At 51.4% G+C, this 16,537-nt stretch carries 19 protein-coding genes; 13 read left to right on the forward strand and 6 right to left on the reverse strand.

Annotation, left to right across the window (positions count from 1 at the left end):
• Positions 1-217: 217 nt before the first annotated feature.
• The 12 genes from blr (at position 218) to gstA (ending at position 10,569) form a co-directional block, all read left to right on the forward strand.
• Complete coding sequence (blr, locus tag OGY17_RS12305; RefSeq protein WP_003029134.1) at positions 218-343, forward strand: division septum protein Blr; 126 nt, start codon at positions 218-220, stop codon at positions 341-343.
• Positions 344-634: 291 nt separating this feature from the next.
• Positions 635-850: a transcription modulator YdgT gene (gene ydgT / locus OGY17_RS12310; RefSeq protein WP_008784684.1), complete on the forward strand. Its 216-nt coding sequence runs from the start codon at positions 635-637 to the stop codon at positions 848-850.
• A 91-nt stretch (positions 851-941) separates the two neighbouring features.
• Entirely contained in the window at positions 942-1,382 is a 441-nt protein-coding gene (locus tag OGY17_RS12315; protein WP_003832803.1) for a DUF2569 domain-containing protein, read from the forward strand.
• Positions 1,383-1,457: 75 nt separating this feature from the next.
• Positions 1,458-2,039 (forward strand): electron transport complex subunit RsxA, encoded by a 582-nt coding sequence (rsxA, locus tag OGY17_RS12320; protein WP_003029144.1) that lies wholly within the window; start codon positions 1,458-1,460, stop codon positions 2,037-2,039.
• Positions 2,039-2,617 carry an electron transport complex subunit RsxB gene (gene rsxB / locus OGY17_RS12325; RefSeq protein WP_032943340.1) on the forward strand — a complete coding sequence of 193 codons (579 nt, stop codon included), beginning with the start codon at positions 2,039-2,041 and terminating at the stop codon, positions 2,615-2,617. The genes rsxA and rsxB overlap by 1 nt, the downstream gene beginning before the upstream one ends.
• Positions 2,610-4,727, forward strand: coding sequence for an electron transport complex subunit RsxC (gene rsxC / locus OGY17_RS12330; protein WP_286607355.1), 2,118 nt, complete (start codon positions 2,610-2,612; stop codon positions 4,725-4,727). The genes rsxB and rsxC overlap by 8 nt, the downstream gene beginning before the upstream one ends.
• Positions 4,728-5,780 carry an electron transport complex subunit RsxD gene (gene rsxD / locus OGY17_RS12335; RefSeq protein WP_286607358.1) on the forward strand — a complete coding sequence of 351 codons (1,053 nt, stop codon included), beginning with the start codon at positions 4,728-4,730 and terminating at the stop codon, positions 5,778-5,780. It begins immediately after the preceding gene.
• A gap of 9 nt (positions 5,781-5,789) precedes the next feature.
• Positions 5,790-6,410 (forward strand): electron transport complex subunit RsxG, encoded by a 621-nt coding sequence (gene rsxG / locus OGY17_RS12340; RefSeq protein ID WP_286607359.1) that lies wholly within the window; start codon positions 5,790-5,792, stop codon positions 6,408-6,410.
• Positions 6,411-6,412: 2 nt separating this feature from the next.
• Positions 6,413-7,105 (forward strand): electron transport complex subunit E, encoded by a 693-nt coding sequence (locus OGY17_RS12345; RefSeq protein WP_008784678.1) that lies wholly within the window; start codon positions 6,413-6,415, stop codon positions 7,103-7,105.
• Positions 7,105-7,740 carry an endonuclease III gene (nth, locus tag OGY17_RS12350; protein ID WP_003029161.1) on the forward strand — a complete coding sequence of 212 codons (636 nt, stop codon included), beginning with the start codon at positions 7,105-7,107 and terminating at the stop codon, positions 7,738-7,740. The genes OGY17_RS12345 and nth overlap by 1 nt, the downstream gene beginning before the upstream one ends.
• Before the next feature lie 613 nt (positions 7,741-8,353).
• The gene (dtpA, locus tag OGY17_RS12355) at positions 8,354-9,859 is read left to right on the forward strand and encodes a dipeptide/tripeptide permease DtpA (protein WP_020996425.1); all 1,506 of its coding nucleotides are present in this window, start codon (positions 8,354-8,356) and stop codon (positions 9,857-9,859) included.
• A 104-nt stretch (positions 9,860-9,963) separates the two neighbouring features.
• Entirely contained in the window at positions 9,964-10,569 is a 606-nt protein-coding gene (gene gstA / locus OGY17_RS12360) for a glutathione transferase GstA (protein WP_003832787.1), read from the forward strand.
• Between the two features lie 83 nt (positions 10,570-10,652).
• Here the strand turns inward: gstA and pdxY are convergent, their stop codons facing one another.
• The 5 genes from pdxY to anmK all read right to left on the reverse strand — a co-directional run bounded on the left by pdxY (position 10,653) and on the right by anmK (position 15,233).
• Positions 10,653-11,513 carry a pyridoxal kinase PdxY gene (pdxY, locus tag OGY17_RS12365; RefSeq protein ID WP_286607361.1) on the reverse strand — a complete coding sequence of 287 codons (861 nt, stop codon included), beginning with the start codon at positions 11,511-11,513 and terminating at the stop codon, positions 10,653-10,655.
• Positions 11,514-11,577: 64 nt separating this feature from the next.
• Positions 11,578-12,852 carry a tyrosine--tRNA ligase gene (gene tyrS, locus OGY17_RS12370; protein WP_100272513.1) on the reverse strand — a complete coding sequence of 425 codons (1,275 nt, stop codon included), beginning with the start codon at positions 12,850-12,852 and terminating at the stop codon, positions 11,578-11,580.
• 126 nt (positions 12,853-12,978) lie between these two features.
• Positions 12,979-13,635: a pyridoxamine 5'-phosphate oxidase gene (gene pdxH, locus OGY17_RS12375; RefSeq protein WP_003029169.1), complete on the reverse strand. Its 657-nt coding sequence runs from the start codon at positions 13,633-13,635 to the stop codon at positions 12,979-12,981.
• Positions 13,636-13,694: 59 nt separating this feature from the next.
• Positions 13,695-14,024, reverse strand: coding sequence for a C-type lysozyme inhibitor (gene mliC, locus OGY17_RS12380; RefSeq protein WP_122984223.1), 330 nt, complete (start codon positions 14,022-14,024; stop codon positions 13,695-13,697).
• A gap of 87 nt (positions 14,025-14,111) precedes the next feature.
• Positions 14,112-15,233 (reverse strand): anhydro-N-acetylmuramic acid kinase, encoded by a 1,122-nt coding sequence (gene anmK / locus OGY17_RS12385; protein ID WP_008784673.1) that lies wholly within the window; start codon positions 15,231-15,233, stop codon positions 14,112-14,114.
• 274 nt (positions 15,234-15,507) lie between these two features.
• Between anmK and slyB the strand changes: the two genes are divergently transcribed.
• Positions 15,508-15,975, forward strand: a complete 468-nt coding sequence (gene slyB, locus OGY17_RS12390) for an outer membrane lipoprotein SlyB (protein ID WP_003029175.1) — start codon at positions 15,508-15,510, stop codon at positions 15,973-15,975.
• A gap of 46 nt (positions 15,976-16,021) precedes the next feature.
• Here slyB and slyA read toward each other — a convergent pair whose 3' ends face one another.
• Positions 16,022-16,462, reverse strand: a complete 441-nt coding sequence (gene slyA, locus OGY17_RS12395) for a transcriptional regulator SlyA (protein ID WP_008784672.1) — start codon at positions 16,460-16,462, stop codon at positions 16,022-16,024.
• Positions 16,463-16,537 lie beyond the last annotated feature (75 nt).

Consider the following 16,537-nt stretch of genomic DNA (forward strand, 5'->3'; position numbering starts at 1 on the left):
GACCTATTTCACACCATACCTTGCAACGTCTCAATAGTTTAATAACCTTTGCGCTACAAAGGTTGTTTTTTAACTTAAGTCAAACATATGCCACTTATGCTTAACTTGCAGCGAAAAAGAGGTAGAAATCGTTCCCAATCATCTTGCTGTATTAATGAGAGATTAGTAACATTTGCAGCCTGTGTTTATGGATAAATCAAAGCAAATGTCATCAGTAATGAATCGTCTTATTGAATTAACAGGTTGGATTGTTCTCGCCGTCTCCGTGATCCTGCTGGGTGTTGCCAATCATATTGACAATTACCAGCCACCAGAGCCCGTTGCGGCAGTGCAGAAGAAATAAGCATCCGCAGCCTTTTATTGCCCGGCAATTAACATTGGTAGTTGCAGGGTCTGCCGGTAAAAGATCGCTTTCTGTCAAAAAAAGCGAATTATGCCGCGTCCCGCTCCGCTGCATATTGCCAGCGATCGCTAAGCGCGTTACCCTTGCTCAAGACGCGCATAGCGCCTGATTTTTCACAGGTATGAACACTCTTCTTACATTTGCACGTAAATGCGCTTTTACCTGTGCTCGTTGTTTATTTTTATATTTTCTACTCCGTTGGTATTATTTTATTAATATGGATCTGCATTTATGACCGTTCAGGATTACTTATTAAAATTCCGCAAAATCAGTTCGCTCGAAAGTCTGGAAAAACTGTTCGACCATCTTAACTACACGCTCACCGATGATAACGACATTATCAATATGTACCGTGCCGCAGACCATCGCCGTGCGGAGCTTATCTCCGGAGGTCGTCTGTTTGATGTTGGTCAGGTACCTAAATCAGTCTGGCATTACGTGCAATAAAGAAGAAAGTAGCGCTCAACGTTAAAAGCTTTATAATAATTGCCCCAAAATGAATGGCATGATTGATTGCGCGCGTAAACCTGGAGAAGAGATGACTACGACACCGGCACAACGTATCGGAGGCTGGCTACTTGGGCCACTGGCCTGGCTGTTAGTCGCGTTGTTGAGCGCTTCGCTGGCGTTATTACTTTATGTCACTGCGCTGGCTACACCGCAAACCTTCAAAACGCTGGGTGAGCAAAGTACGGCAAATTTGCTGTTATGGGGTGTCTCCTTTGTTACCGCGATCGCCATGTGGTATTACACACTGTGGCTGACGATTGCGTTTTTCAAACGCAGAGCCTGTGTACCTAAGCATTATATTCTGTGGCTGCTGATCTCCGTGTTGCTGGCGATTAAAGCGTTTGCGTTTTCACCCGTCCCAGACGCTTTTGCCGTGCGCCAACTGCTGTTCCCATTACTGGCTGCAGCACTGTTGGTGCCCTACTTCAAACGATCGCAGCGCGTTAAATCAACGTTTGTGAACCCGTAATAACCCTACAGTTAACCTGTTGTCGCCTGTTGAAGATTGTCAGATAATAGGCGGCTTTTTATTTCAGGCCGAAAAATGACTGATTACCTGCTGCTGTTTGTCGGAACTGTACTGGTCAATAACTTTGTACTGGTGAAGTTTCTGGGCCTTTGCCCGTTTATGGGCGTTTCCAAAAAACTGGAAACCGCAATGGGTATGGGCCTTGCCACGACGTTTGTCATGACACTGGCATCCATCTGCGCTTGGCTGATTGATACCTGGATCCTAATTCCGCTCAATCTCATCTATCTGCGCACGCTGGCTTTTATTCTGGTTATCGCCGTCGTCGTGCAGTTTACCGAAATGGTTGTGCGCAAAACCAGCCCTGCGCTGTACCGCCTGCTGGGGATCTTTCTACCGCTGATCACCACTAACTGCGCAGTGTTAGGTGTGGCGCTACTGAACATCAACCTCGGCCATAACTTTTTACAGTCGGCGCTATACGGTTTTTCCGCCGCCGTCGGCTTCTCGCTGGTGATGGTACTGTTCGCCGCGATCCGCGAACGCCTCGCCGTGGCGGACGTCCCAGCGCCGTTTCGCGGCAATGCAATTGCGCTGATTACCGCTGGTTTAATGTCATTGGCCTTTATGGGCTTTAGTGGTTTGGTGAAGTTGTAATGAATGCTATCTGGATTGCCGTTGCCGCAGTGAGTCTACTGGGTCTGGCGTTCGGCGCTATTTTGGGGTACGCCTCACGACGTTTTGCCGTTGAAGATGATCCGGTCGTGGAGAAAATTGATGAAATTCTCCCGCAAAGCCAGTGTGGCCAGTGCGGCTATCCGGGCTGTCATCCTTATGCTGAAGCGATCGGGTCTCAGGGTGAAAAAATTAACCGTTGCGCCCCCGGCGGCGAAGCGGTGATGTTAAAAATTGCCGCCCTGCTGAATGTCGATCCGCAGCCTATTGATGGCGATGAACAAGACGTTACGCCGGTGCGAATGCTGGCGGTCATTGATGAAAATAACTGTATTGGGTGCACTAAGTGTATTCAGGCCTGCCCGGTCGATGCCATCGTGGGCGCGACCCGCGCCATGCACACGGTAATGAGCGATCTCTGCACCGGGTGCAACCTGTGCGTTGACCCGTGCCCGACGCAATGTATTGAATTACGCCCGGTAGCCGAGACACCCGATAGCTGGAAATGGGATTTAAACACCATCCCTGTGCGCATCATTCCCGTGGAACAACATGTTTAAGTTATTCTCTGCATTCAGAAAAAATAAAATCTGGGACTTTGATGGCGGCATTCATCCACCAGAAATGAAAACCCAGTCAAACGGAACGCCGTTGCGACAGGTTCCGCTGGCGCCGCGTTTCGTTATTCCGCTGAAACAACATATTGGTGCGGAGGGTGAGCTGTGCGTAAACGTGGGTGACACCGTGCTGCGTGGTCAGGCCTTAACCCGCGGACGTGGCAAAATGCTTCCAGTCCATGCGCCAACATCAGGCACCGTTGTTGCCATTGCCCCGCACTCCACCGCGCATCCTTCAGCACTGGCTGAGTTGAGCGTCATCATAGACGCCGATGGCGAAGATCGCTGGATTGAGCGAGACGGCTGGACCGATTATCGCTCCCACAGCCGGGAAGAGCTGATTGCGCGTATTCATCAGTACGGCGTCGCCGGGCTGGGTGGCGCAGGTTTTCCCACCGGCGTTAAACTGCAGGGCGGCGGAGATAAAATTGAAACGCTGATCATTAACGCCGCCGAATGCGAGCCGTACATTACGGCAGATGACCGCCTGATGCAGGACTGTGCCGCTCAGGTCGTCGAAGGTATCCGCATCCTGGCGCACATTCTTCAGCCACGCGAGATCCTCCTTGGTATCGAAGATAACAAACCGCAGGCAATATCTATGCTGCGCGCGGTGCTGGCTGATTCACACGACATTAGCCTACGCGTGATCCCCACCAAGTACCCGTCCGGCGGGGCCAAGCAGTTAACACAAATCCTGACCGGCAAGCAGGTTCCCCACGGTGGACGCTCCTCTGATATCGGCGTATTGATGCAAAACGTCGGAACCGCCTATGCAATTAAACGTGCAGTAATCGACGGAGAGCCGATCACCGAGCGTGTCGTGACGCTAACCGGTGAAGCAGTCAGTCGTCCGGGCAACGTTTGGGCGCGTTTAGGTACGCCTGTTCGTCATCTGCTCAACGACGCGGGTTTCTGCCCTTCCGCCGACCAGATGGTGATTATGGGCGGGCCGCTTATGGGCTTTACGCTGCCGTGGCTGGATGTCCCGGTGGTGAAGATAACCAACTGTCTTCTGGCCCCCTCTGCCAGTGAAATGGGTGAAACGCCAGAAGAGAAAGGCTGCATTCGCTGTAGCGCATGCGCCGATGCCTGTCCGGCCGATCTCCTGCCACAACAGCTTTACTGGTTCAGTAAAGGGCAACAGCACGACAAAGCGACGGCCCACAATATCGCCGACTGTATTGAATGCGGTGCCTGCGCCTGGGTATGCCCAAGCAATATTCCACTGGTACAGTATTTCCGTCAGGAAAAAGCCGAGATTTACGCCATTAGTCAGGAAGAAAAGCGCGCCGCAGAAGCAAAAGCTCGGTTTGAAGCCCGACAGGCGCGCCTTGAACGTGAAAAAGCGGCACGTCTTGAACGCCATAAGAGCGCCGCTGCTCAGCCGGCGGCCAAAGATCATGATGCCATTGCCGCCGCGCTGGCTCGCGTAAAAGAAAAGCAGGCTCAGGCGCTGCAACCGGTGGTCATTCAGGCAGGTGAAAAACCTGACAATAGCGCCGTGATTGCCGCACGCGAGGCGCGTAAGGCGCAAGCTCGTGCTTCCCGTAAGGAAAATCCGCCGCAAAGTGAAGGCAGCAGCACGGGTACAGACCCGCGTAAAGCTGCCGTGGAAGCGGCAATTGCCCGCGCCAAAGCCCGCAAGCTTGAGCAAGAAGCGGTAACGGAAACGGCCGAACCGGTTGATCCGCGTAAAGCTGCCGTGGAAGCGGCAATCGCCCGCGCCAAGGCCCGCAAGCTTGAGCAAGAAGCGGTAACGGAAACGGCCGAACCAGTTGATCCGCGCAAAGCTGCCGTGGAAGCGGCAATCGCCCGCGCCAAAGCCCGCAAGCTCGAGCAGCAGGCGGTAACAGAAACAACCGAACCGGTTGATCCGCGTAAAGCTGCCGTGGAAGCGGCAATCGCCCGCGCCAAAGCCCGCAAGCTAGAGCAGCAGGCGGTAGCCGAAACAGCCGAGCCGGTTGATCCACGTAAAGCCGCCGTCGCGGCCGCCATCGCACGCGCTCAGGCAAAGAAAGCCGCACAGCAGCAGGTTGTAAACGAGGAATAAATGGTATTCAGAATAGCAAGCTCCCCTTATACCCATAACCAGCGCCAGACATCGCGTATCATGATGCTGGTGTTACTTGCTGCATTGCCGGGGATCGCCGCTCAGCTGTGGTTCTTCGGCTGGGGCACGTTGTTCCAGATCGTTCTCGCTGCCATCAGCGCTATTGCTGCCGAAGCGGGTGTGCTTAAACTGCGTAAACAACCCATTGTTGCAATTTTAAAAGACAACTCGGCGTTACTTACCGGGTTGCTTTTGGCCGTCAGTATTCCGCCCCTCGCCCCCTGGTGGATGGTGGTATTAGGCACGGTATTTGCGGTTATCATTGCGAAACAGCTGTATGGCGGGCTCGGGCAGAACCCGTTTAACCCTGCCATGATTGGCTATGTCGTGCTGCTCATCTCATTTCCGGTACAGATGACCAGTTGGCTGCCGCCGCATGAAATTGCGGCCACGGTGCCTGGTTTCTTTGACGCCCTTAACGTTATCTTTAGCGGGCATACCGCCAGCGGCGGGGATATGAATTCGCTGCGTATGGGTATCGATGGTATCAGTCAGGCAACGCCTCTTGATACCTTTAAGACATCCCTGCATGCCGGACGTACCATTGAGCAGGTGATGCAATACCCGATCTACAGCGGCATGCTGGCAGGCGCTGGCTGGCAGTGGGTGAACCTTGCCTGGCTTGTTGGTGGTATCGTGCTGTTATGGCAAAAAGCGATTCGCTGGCATATCCCGGTTAGCTTCCTGCTGTCGCTCGCTGTTTGCGCCACTTTAGGTTGGATTTTTTCGCCAGACTCACTGGCATCGCCTCAGTTGCACTTGCTTTCCGGCGCGACGATGTTAGGTGCGTTCTTTATTCTTACCGATCCCGTTACGGCATCAACAACCAACCGTGGTCGTCTGATTTTTGGCGCACTTGCGGGCCTGTTAGTGTGGTTAATACGCAGTTTTGGTGGTTATCCTGATGGCGTGGCTTTTGCCGTGTTGCTGGCAAATATCACGGTTCCCCTGATTGATTATTACACCCGCCCTCGCGTGTACGGACATCGCTAAGGACTAGATATGCTGAAAACGATTCGTAAACACGGTATTACACTGGCGCTGTTTGCTGCGGGCTCAACGGGGTTAACCGCAGCAATCAATCAATTAACCAAGTCAACCATTGATGAACAGGCCGCGATACAGCAAAAAACGCTGTTCGATCAGGTTCTGCCTGGCGATCGCTACAATAATAACTTGTCTGAAAGTTGTTATCTGGTCAATGCGCCAGCGTTAGGCAAAGGTACGCACCGTGTATATATTGCCCGCCAGGACGATCGTCCTGTTGCTGCGATTCTTGAAGCTACGGCGCCAGATGGTTATTCCGGGGCGATTCAACTGCTGGTGGGTGTCGATTTCACGGGTACCGTGTTGGGTACGCGGGTTACCGAACACCATGAAACGCCTGGGCTGGGCGATAAAATCGAACTGCGACTGTCCGACTGGATCACCCATTTTAGCGGTAAAACAATTTCTGCGGATAACACCTCTCACTGGGCAGTGAAAAAAGATGGCGGCGACTTTGACCAGTTTACTGGCGCAACCATTACACCACGTGCGGTGGTTAACGCGGTTAAACGTGCCGGCCTGTATGCGCAGACGCTGCCTGCGCAACCCCCTCAACTTAGCGCCTGTGGAGAATAACCATGAGCGAAATTAAAGACGTGATTGTCCAGGGGTTATGGAAAAATAACTCCGCGCTTGTGCAACTACTCGGGATGTGTCCGCTGTTGGCCGTCACTTCTACCGCCACTAACGCGCTGGGTCTTGGACTTGCGACTACGCTCGTCCTGACGCTGACCAACCTGACGATTTCAGCCCTTCGCCGCTGGACACCGCCAGAAATTCGTATTCCGATTTATGTCATGATTATCGCCTCCGTGGTGAGTGCGGTACAGATGTTGATCAATGCCTACGCCTTCGGCCTGTATCAGTCTCTGGGCATCTTCATCCCGCTGATTGTAACCAACTGCATTGTTGTTGGTCGTGCAGAAGCCTTCGCCGCCAAAAAGGGCCCTGCGTTATCCGCACTTGATGGTTTCTCCATCGGCATGGGCGCAACAGGTGCCATGTTTGTTCTGGGCTCGCTGCGTGAAATAATTGGTAACGGTACACTGTTTGATGGTGCAGACGGTTTGTTGGGTAGCTGGGCCAAAGTCTTGCGCGTTGAGATCTTCCATACTGATACGCCGTTTCTGCTGGCCATGCTGCCACCGGGCGCGTTTATTGGCCTGGGTCTGATGCTGGCAGTGAAGTATCTGATTGATGAGAAAATGAAGAAACGTCGTGCCGAGGCGGCTGTCGTGGACAGTCCCGCGGGTGAAACAGGGAATGCGTAATGAACAAAGCAAAACGTCTGGAAATACTGACGCGTCTGCGGGATAACAACCCGCATCCGACAACCGAGCTCAATTTTACATCGCCGTTTGAACTGTTGATTTCGGTCTTGCTCTCCGCACAAGCGACCGATGTCAGCGTCAATAAAGCGACAGCTAAGCTATACCCCGTCGCCAATACGCCGGCTGCGATGCTGGAGCTCGGTGTTGAAGGTGTTAAGTCCTACATCAAGACAATCGGATTGTTTAACAGCAAAGCAGAAAACGTAATTAAAACCTGCCGCATTCTGCTGGAACAACATAATGGTGAAGTGCCAGAAGACCGTGCGGCGTTAGAAGCTCTCCCCGGCGTTGGGCGAAAGACGGCTAATGTGGTGTTAAATACCGCCTTTGGTTGGCCCACTATCGCTGTAGATACCCACATTTTTCGTGTCTGTAATCGCACGCAATTCGCCCCGGGTAAAAACGTCGAGCAGGTTGAAGAGAAGCTGCTGAAAGTCGTACCCAGTGAATTTAAAGTCGATTGCCATCACTGGTTAATTCTTCATGGCCGCTACACCTGCATCGCCAGAAAGCCGCGCTGTGGTTCCTGTATTATTGAAGATCTCTGCGAATTCAAAGAGAAAGTCGATATCTAATGCTGCCGGGGCATCCTCCTCGCCCCTTACATACATAACGATTAGTTATGCACTCCCCAGCGTTTATTTTCCCGACAATGATGCCATCCAATTGCTCATATCTAATGCAATATTCTTGTTAATTAACACCTGAGCAGGTTAATCGTTTTTTTAGCAAAAGAAATTTCTATCTATACGTGATCCAGATCATCCAGCCAACACAATGTTAATAAATTTTTATTTTTTAGTTAAGGTGACAATTAGATGACCCAACCGCACAGTTTCTAAACAAAACATTACACTGCCTATTTTTCAGATAATGGCCTATATCACTGGATTCAACCTTAAATAGCAGAACATATCGCCACATTGCGGTTCTGGCAGTGATTAAACAGTGTAAAAATCTGCCATTTTAGAAATGAAGAAATTTAACGCTAGATAACATTTCACAGCCCCGACGATTTCACCAGTCATGATATATGTAACAGATTATTACAAACCACTTGTCTGAAGGGTCAAGATAGTGAACATTACTTGCCGTTTCCCCTCCCACTATAACAATCGGACGGATGAACTTGACTCATCACGTACCTGAACACCCCCGTTGATATGGGATGTAAAAAAAGAGGTAAAAGTGTCTACTGCAAACAATAAACCAACAGAAAGCGTAAGTTTAAACGCCTTCAAACAACCAAAAGCGTTCTATCTCATTTTCTCTATTGAGCTGTGGGAACGTTTTGGTTATTACGGCCTGCAAGGGATTATGGCCGTCTACCTGGTTAAACAGCTGGGTATGTCAGAAGCGGATTCCATCACCCTTTTCTCGTCCTTTAGCGCCCTGGTGTACGGTCTGGTTGCCATTGGCGGCTGGTTAGGTGATAAAGTTCTGGGAACAAAACGTGTCATTATGCTGGGTGCCGTTGTGCTGGCCATCGGTTATGCGTTGGTAGCATGGTCCGGTCACGATGCGGGTATCGTTTATATGGGCATGGCGGCCATCGCGGTCGGTAACGGCCTGTTTAAAGCAAACCCATCCTCCCTGCTCTCTACCTGCTATGCCAAAGATGACCCGCGTCTTGATGGTGCATTTACCATGTACTACATGTCCGTCAACATCGGTTCATTCTTCTCTATGCTGGCAACGCCATGGTTAGCTGCGCGTTACGGCTGGAGCACCGCGTTCGCTCTGAGCGTCGTGGGTATGCTGATTACCGTTGTTAACTTCGCATTCTGCCAGCGTTGGGTTAAACAGTACGGTTCTAAACCGGACTTTGAACCGATCAACTTCCGTAACCTGCTGCTGACCATTGCTGGCGTTGTAGTACTGATCGCGATTGCAACCTGGTTGCTGCACAACCAGCAGATCGCACGTATGGTTCTGGGCGTCATTGCGCTGGGTATCGTGTTCATCTTCGGTAAAGAAGCCTTCACCATGCACGGTGCTGCGCGTCGTAAAATGATCGTCGCCTTCATCCTGATGCTGGAAGCGATTATCTTCTTCGTGCTGTACAGCCAGATGCCGACTTCGCTGAACTTCTTTGCGATTCGTAACGTTGAGCACTCTATTCTTGGCATTGCTTTTGAACCTGAACAGTACCAGGCGCTGAACCCGTTCTGGATCATCATTGGTAGCCCAATCCTCGCTGCTATCTATAACAAGATGGGCGATACCCTGCCAATGCCGACCAAGTTTGCGATTGGTATGGTGCTGTGTTCCGGTGCGTTCCTGATCCTGCCACTGGGCGCGAAATTCGCTACCGATGCGGGCATCGTTTCCGTTAACTGGCTGATTATCTGCTACGGTCTGCAAAGTATCGGTGAGCTGATGATCTCCGGTCTGGGTCTGGCAATGGTGGCACAGTTAGTTCCACAACGCCTGATGGGCTTCATCATGGGTAGCTGGTTCCTGACCACTGCCGGTGCAAACATCATCGGTGGCTACGTCGCTAACATGATGGCTGTACCAGAGAACGTGACTGACCCGCTGATGTCCCTTGAAGTCTACGGTCGTGTGTTCCTGCAGATTGGTGTCGCAACGGCTGTTATCGCTGTTCTGATGCTGCTGACGGCTCCGAAACTGAACCGTATGACTCAGGACGATGACGTCAATGAGAAAGCCTCTAAGGCCGCGACAGCGTAATTCTCAGGGAAACTCATTTTCAGGCCGCTAACTGTTGTTAGCGGCTTTTTTTTTGCCTGAGGTAGCACTACCATACGATATACCTCAGCCAAAAGGAGTTACCGATGAAACTGTTCTACAAACCGGGCGCTTGTTCTCTCGCTTCCCACATCACACTTCGTGAGAGCGGTAAAGATTTCACGCTGGATGGTGTTGATCTGATGAAGAAACGTCTGGAAAATGGCGATGATTTTTTCGCGGTAAACCCAAAAGGGCAAGTTCCTGCACTGCTGCTGGATGACGGTACGCTACTTACCGAAGGTGTCGCCATCATGCAATACCTGGCGGACAGCGTGCCAGACCGCCAGCTCCTTGCCCCTACCAGCAGCCTCTCCCGTTACAAAACCATCGAATGGCTTAACTACATTGCGACTGAACTGCATAAAGGCTTTACGCCACTGTTCCGTCCCGATACGCCGGAAGACTTTAAGCCAACCGTTCGTGCGCTGCTGGAGAAAAAAATGCAGTATGTGAACGACTCGCTGAAAGATAACCAATGGATCTGCGGCCCGCGCTTCAGCATCGCCGATGCCTATCTGTTTACCGTACTGCGTTGGGCCTATGCGGTTAAGCTGAATATGGCAGGATTAAGTAATATTGATGCCTATATGGCGCGAATGGCTGAACGCCCGGCGGTTGCCGCCGCGCTGAAAGCAGAAGGCTTAAATTAATTGTTGTTGCCGGGTGGCACTTGCACATACCCGGCCTACAGCTAAAAATATGCCCGATAAGCGTGAGCGCCATCGGGCATCGATTACAGCTGAGTTGCGCTAAAGTAGTGTTCAGGCTTGGCGATACGGTCCTGCGCGGCCACGACCTGCAGCTCATACTCGTGCATCTCTTTGGTAGTGATCATCACTTCGTACACCGCCGCAGTCACATGCTCAAGCGCCTGTTGTAAAGATGCGCCCTGCAGCAGTTTCACCAGCAACAAGCCACTCGTCACATCACCCACACCAACCGGTTGACGTGCGCCAAAATCGACTAACGGACGACTGATATGCCACGCCTGTTCAGCGGTGACCAGCAGCATTTCGAAACGGTCGGTGCTGATGCCTGCGCGTGCCAGATGCTTCACCAGTACAATTTCAGGTCCCTGAGCGATCAGTTCACGCGCTGCTGCAACGGCCTCGTCGACATTGTTCACCTCATGCTCGCACAGAATTTCGAGTTCAACCAGATTCGGGGCAATAATGTCACTAGCCGGGAGCGCATGGCGTACATGAAATTCCGCCACTCCGGGTGCGACAATACACCCCTTTTCAGGGTGTCCCATCACCGGATCGCAAAAGTATTTTGCCTGCGGGTTTGCCGCTTTTACCTTGCGAACAATACCCAGAATATGCTCGCCCTGTTCTGCTGAACCAAGATAGCCGCTCAGTACTGCGTCACAGGTCTGGAGTTTATCAATATCAGCAATGCCCTGAACAATTTCAGTCAGGTGGCTCGGCGGCATAACGCAACCGGTCCATTTGCCATACTGCGTGTGGTTTGAAAACTGAACGGTATTCAGCGGCCAGACATTTGCGCCAAGACGACGCATCGGAAATTCTGCTGCACTGTTGCCCGCATGACCAAAAACAACGTGGGACTGGATGGCGAGGATATTCTTCATTTTACTTACCACAACCCTGAAAAAATAAAGGGGCGTAGTTTCCCACGCCCCTGCTAACTCAATCTTACTTCCAGCAAATCAGACAATAGTTCTTCTTGCCACGACGCAGTAAGGTATAGCGCCCGAACAGGATATCATTATCCTGGAAGAAATATTCCGGATCGGACTGCTTCTCACCGTTGATGGTTACCGCGTTTGACGCAATAGTCTTACGTGCCTGACCGCGAGAAGGTTGCAGCTCGGAGTCCACCAGCGCCTGCATCAAATCGGCACCTTTGTCCATCTCGATCATCGGCACGCCATCCTGCGCCAGCTGTTCGAAATCTGCTTCACTCAAATCGCTGAGATTGCCGTTGAACAAGCTTTCGGTAATGCGTTTTGCCGCGACCAGACCTTCTTCACCGTGAACCAGACGCGTAACCTGTTCGGCCAGAACATACTGGGCACGCGGCGCTTTACCGCTGTTTTTATCTTCTTCTTCCAGCGCATTGATTTCTTCAATGTCCATGAAAGTGAAGAATTTCAGGAAGCGATAAACGTCCGCATCGGCGGTGTTGATCCAGAACTGGTAGAATTTGTACGGACTGGTTTTCTTCGGATCCAGCCACACTGCGCCGCCTTCCGTCTTACCGAATTTGGTGCCATCAGCTTTAGTGATCAGCGGAACGGTCAGACCAAACACCTGATTCTGGTGCAAACGACGGGTTAAATCGATACCCGAAGTAATGTTACCCCACTGGTCAGAACCACCAATCTGCAGTGCCACGCCGTGCAGTTTGTTCAGGCAGGCAAAGTCATAACCCTGCAGCAGGTTGTAAGAAAACTCGGTAAAGGAGATCCCCTGATCGTCACGGTTCAGACGCTGCTTAACCGCTTCTTTGTTGATCATCTGGTTAACGGAGAAGTGTTTGCCGATATCACGCAGGAAAGTCAGTACGTTCATACCGCCAAACCAGTCGTAGTTGTTCGCAGCAATCGCCGAGTTGTCGCCACAGTCGAAATCGAGGAACGGTGCAACCTGTTTGCGGATTTTATCCACCCACTCCTGCACGGTGTCCTCGGTATTCAGTTTACGCTCGGCGGCTTTAAAGCTCGGGTCACCAATCAGACCGGTTGCGCCACCTACCAGTGCAACAGGCTTATGGCCTGCCTGCTGGAAGCGTTTCAGGCATAACAATGGAACCAGATGCCCCAAATGCAAGCTGTCAGCGGTAGGATCGAAGCCGCAATAGAGCGCGATCGGGCCTTGCGCCAGTCGCTCTGCTAACGCTTCCTCGTCCGTCACCTGGGCCACCAGCCCCCGCTCTTGCAATTGTTTAATCAAGTTACTGCTTGCCATCAAAATCTCCATGTATAAAACGACTGCACCTTTGCCGGTACACGACTTTTCGCCTGATGCGAAAGAAACATAGAATAAAGCGCCGGATTGATCAGCACCAGCGCTTAAAACAAGAAATTTGCATCTTTAGGGGGCCAGGCGATCAATTTTCCACGCGTTATCTTCGCGTTGGTATAAAAAACGATCGTGCAGACGGTTTTCACCGCCCTGCCAGAACTCCATTTGTTCAATACTCACGCGAAAGCCGCCCCAGAAACTGGGCAGAGGAACTTCCCCTTGCTGAAACTTCTGCTTCAGTTCGAGGAATTTGCTTTCGAGAATACCGCGCGCGGAGATTCGACTGGATTGTTTTGAGACCCAGGCGCCAATCTGACTGTCGCGCGGGCGACTGTGGAAGTATTTAACCACTTCGAGTGTGGAAAGACGCTCTGCCTTGCCGATCACCATCACCTGCCGTTCCAGCGTATGCCAGGGAAATAAAAGGCTGATGCGTGGATTTTTCTCGATCTGATGCGCCTTACGGCTACCAAGGTTAGTATAGAACACCAGCCCTTTGTCATCATAATGTTTGAGTAACACGATGCGCTGATACGGCTGGCCATTTTCATCAACAGTCGCAACGACCATTGCGGTGGGATCGGCCAGTTTGGCATCACAGGCTTGCCCCAGCCAGCGCTCAAACAGCGCAAGGGGTTCGGCGGGAAGATCGCGGCGGCGAAGACCGCCTTTCGTGTATTCACGGCGCAGATGCGCGATTTGCTGCAATTCGTCGTTATCAGACATGATGTTGGGCTACGGATTGTCAGTGGGTGACGCTATTGTGCGCCGCCCAGGTGAAAATCTCAACGCTTCGGGTTCTGTAACTGACAGTTATTTAGCACAATTCTGTCTCGTTTATAGACCGTTGCCTCTTCGCCTTTAGACCAAAATACGTAGATACCATCGGTATAACGAGCACCTGATGCCGACACGCCCTGTTTGAGGTTCAATAGCTGATTATCATAAACAAAGCTTGCCGTCTGGCGGGTATTGTTCAGCTTCACGGTCAGCGGTTTTTCGTCGCAGCGGTATTCAAGCGTATCCGTTTGCATACGCTCGACAAATTGGTTGTACACACTACAACCGCTAAGCAGTACGGGCAGACACACTAACAACAGTTTTTTCATAGCCATATCCTGAAGACTTTCCTGGTCCTGGAGGGTAATGGCACCCTCCCTAATATCCTTAGTTTACCGGCACACCGCGCTGAATAATTTCAGTTAACTCTGAGTTCGTGGATTGGCAGGATAAATTGCCCCTAAAACACTCGGCTCTGACGCCCCCGTCACAGAAGGTAAATTTCCCGGTAATCCGGCCAGCGTTCGCCACGCCAACCAGGCAAAGGCTAACGCTTCCATATCATCACCGCTGATCCCGGCTTCATCGGTAGAGGTAACCTCTGTACCCGGTAATAATGCCGCCAGACGCATCATCAGCAGCGGATTACGACTGCCACCACCACATACCATGAGTCGATCACAGCCGCCGCTTAATAAGACCTGCTCTGAAATGGTTACTGCCGTCAGTTCGGCAAGCGTCGCCTGTACATCTCGTGGGCTAATTCCCGGAAACTGCGCCAGATGACGCTCTATCCAGCCGTAATTAAAATACTCACGGCCGGTGCTTTTCGGCGCAGGCGCGGAAAAATAAGGGTCGTTAAGCATATTCTGCAGCAACGGCAGGATCACCGTTCCTGAAATGGCCCACTGCGCATCTTTGTCGTAGGGCTGGCCACATTGCCGCCAGATCCATGCATCCATCAGCATATTGCCCGGCCCGGTGTCGTATCCGCGAACGGGTTGTTGCGGAATAAGCAGAGACAGATTGGCAATCCCGCCGATGTTTAACACCATTCGCCGTTCCGTTGGATGTGCCAGCAGTGCCTGATGAAATGCGGGAACGAGCGGTGCACCCTGCCCGCCGAGGGCGATATCACGTCGACGAAAATCGCCGACTACGGTTATCCCGGTACGCGCGACAATCTGGTTATTATCACCAATTTGCAGCGTGTGCGGCGCAGCACCGTTCGGTTCATGCCACACGGTTTGCCCGTGGCAACCAATCGCAACGATATCCTGCGGTTTCAATTTTTCTTGCGCCAACAGCGCATTCACCGCCTCAGCAAATAGATAACCGAGCTGTGCATCTAACTGACCAAACTGAGAAAGTGTAAGCTGCTGCCCCTGGCAGATATCCAGAATCGCTTGTTTAACATGAATGGGGATGGGCCAGGTCAGACTCGCCTGCTGCGCAACCATCGTTTCATCTATTGTCGCCAGCACAACATCGACGCCATCAAGGCTGGTTCCAGACATTACACCGATAAAACGGCCCGATTTCATAGGTCATCCTTTTAAGCAAATTAGCCTTGACACTCAACCATAAAGTGTCGACTAATGCCATGCTTCCTTAATGATTTTTGGTGGCTAATCATTACAATGGTCGTTTAATTACATCAATTACATGAATGATTCGTTTATACTCGGTTGATCCGATTTCGGTTAAGATTTTCATATTGTTCCAGTAGAACATGTGACCTTAGGCTCACAAATGCCATATAATTTAGCCATGAAGGGTGCTTTATTAGCGTTTCGTGGTGACAAAGGAGATTTGTAAATGATTAAACGTGTGCTGATTGTTTCATTAATGGGCGTATCTTTAGCGGGTTGCGTTAACAATGACAGCCTTTCAGGCGACGTATATACCGCATCCGAAGCGAAACAAGTTCAGAACGTTACCTACGGTACGATTGTTCATGTTCGTCCGGTGCAAATCCAGGGTGGCGATGACGCAAACGTGATTGGTGCTATTGGTGGTGCGGTACTTGGCGGGTTCCTTGGTAACACCGTCGGCGGCGGTACGGGTCGTTCATTAGCGACGGCTGCAGGTGCAGTTGCCGGTGGCGTAGCGGGTCAAGGCGTACAAGGTGCGATGAATAAAACCCAGGGTGTGGAACTGGAAATCCGTAAGGATGATGGTAATACCATCATGGTGGTTCAGAAACAGGGTGCGACCAAGTTTTCAGCCGGCCAGCGCGTTGTTATGGCTAACAACGGCAGCCAGGTTACCGTATCTCCACGCTAATCGAATTCACGTGTGGTCAGGCTCTGGCCACACGTAACTTATCGTTTCAACCTTGTGACTGCAGTTCAATAATATTGTGTTCGAGTTTGGCAACCAGCTTAATCAGCAGATCAATTTCCTCAGCTGAAATCCCTTCCAGAATTTCTCCACGTGTTTTGTTGATCACCGCTTCCATATCAGCGATCAGCGGCTCAGCCTTCTCTGTCAGTTTAATTCTCTTAGCTCGACGATCGCTGGCGCAAGTCTGTCGTGAAATGAGTCCCTTTTCTTCCAACTGGTCAAGCGTACGTACCAACGAAGGCTGCTCGATGCCAATCGCTTTAGCCAACTGAATCTGCGATTGATCCGGCGGCAACTGATGAATGTTGTGCAGCGTAACCCAATGCGTCTGCGTCAACTCCAGAGGTTTCAGGCGATGGTCAATCAGAGCACGCCAAATGCGCACCAACCGTGCCAGATCAGAACCTAATGGCGATTCCAATTTCATCTCCTTATAATTAGCTTGCTAAGTTATTGTGCTGATTTTAGAATAGTGTGCAGCATTTGTATTCCCAAAACAAAT

The organism is Citrobacter sp. Cpo126 (assembly GCF_030332445.1).
GTDB lineage: Bacteria > Pseudomonadota > Gammaproteobacteria > Enterobacterales > Enterobacteriaceae > Citrobacter > Citrobacter portucalensis.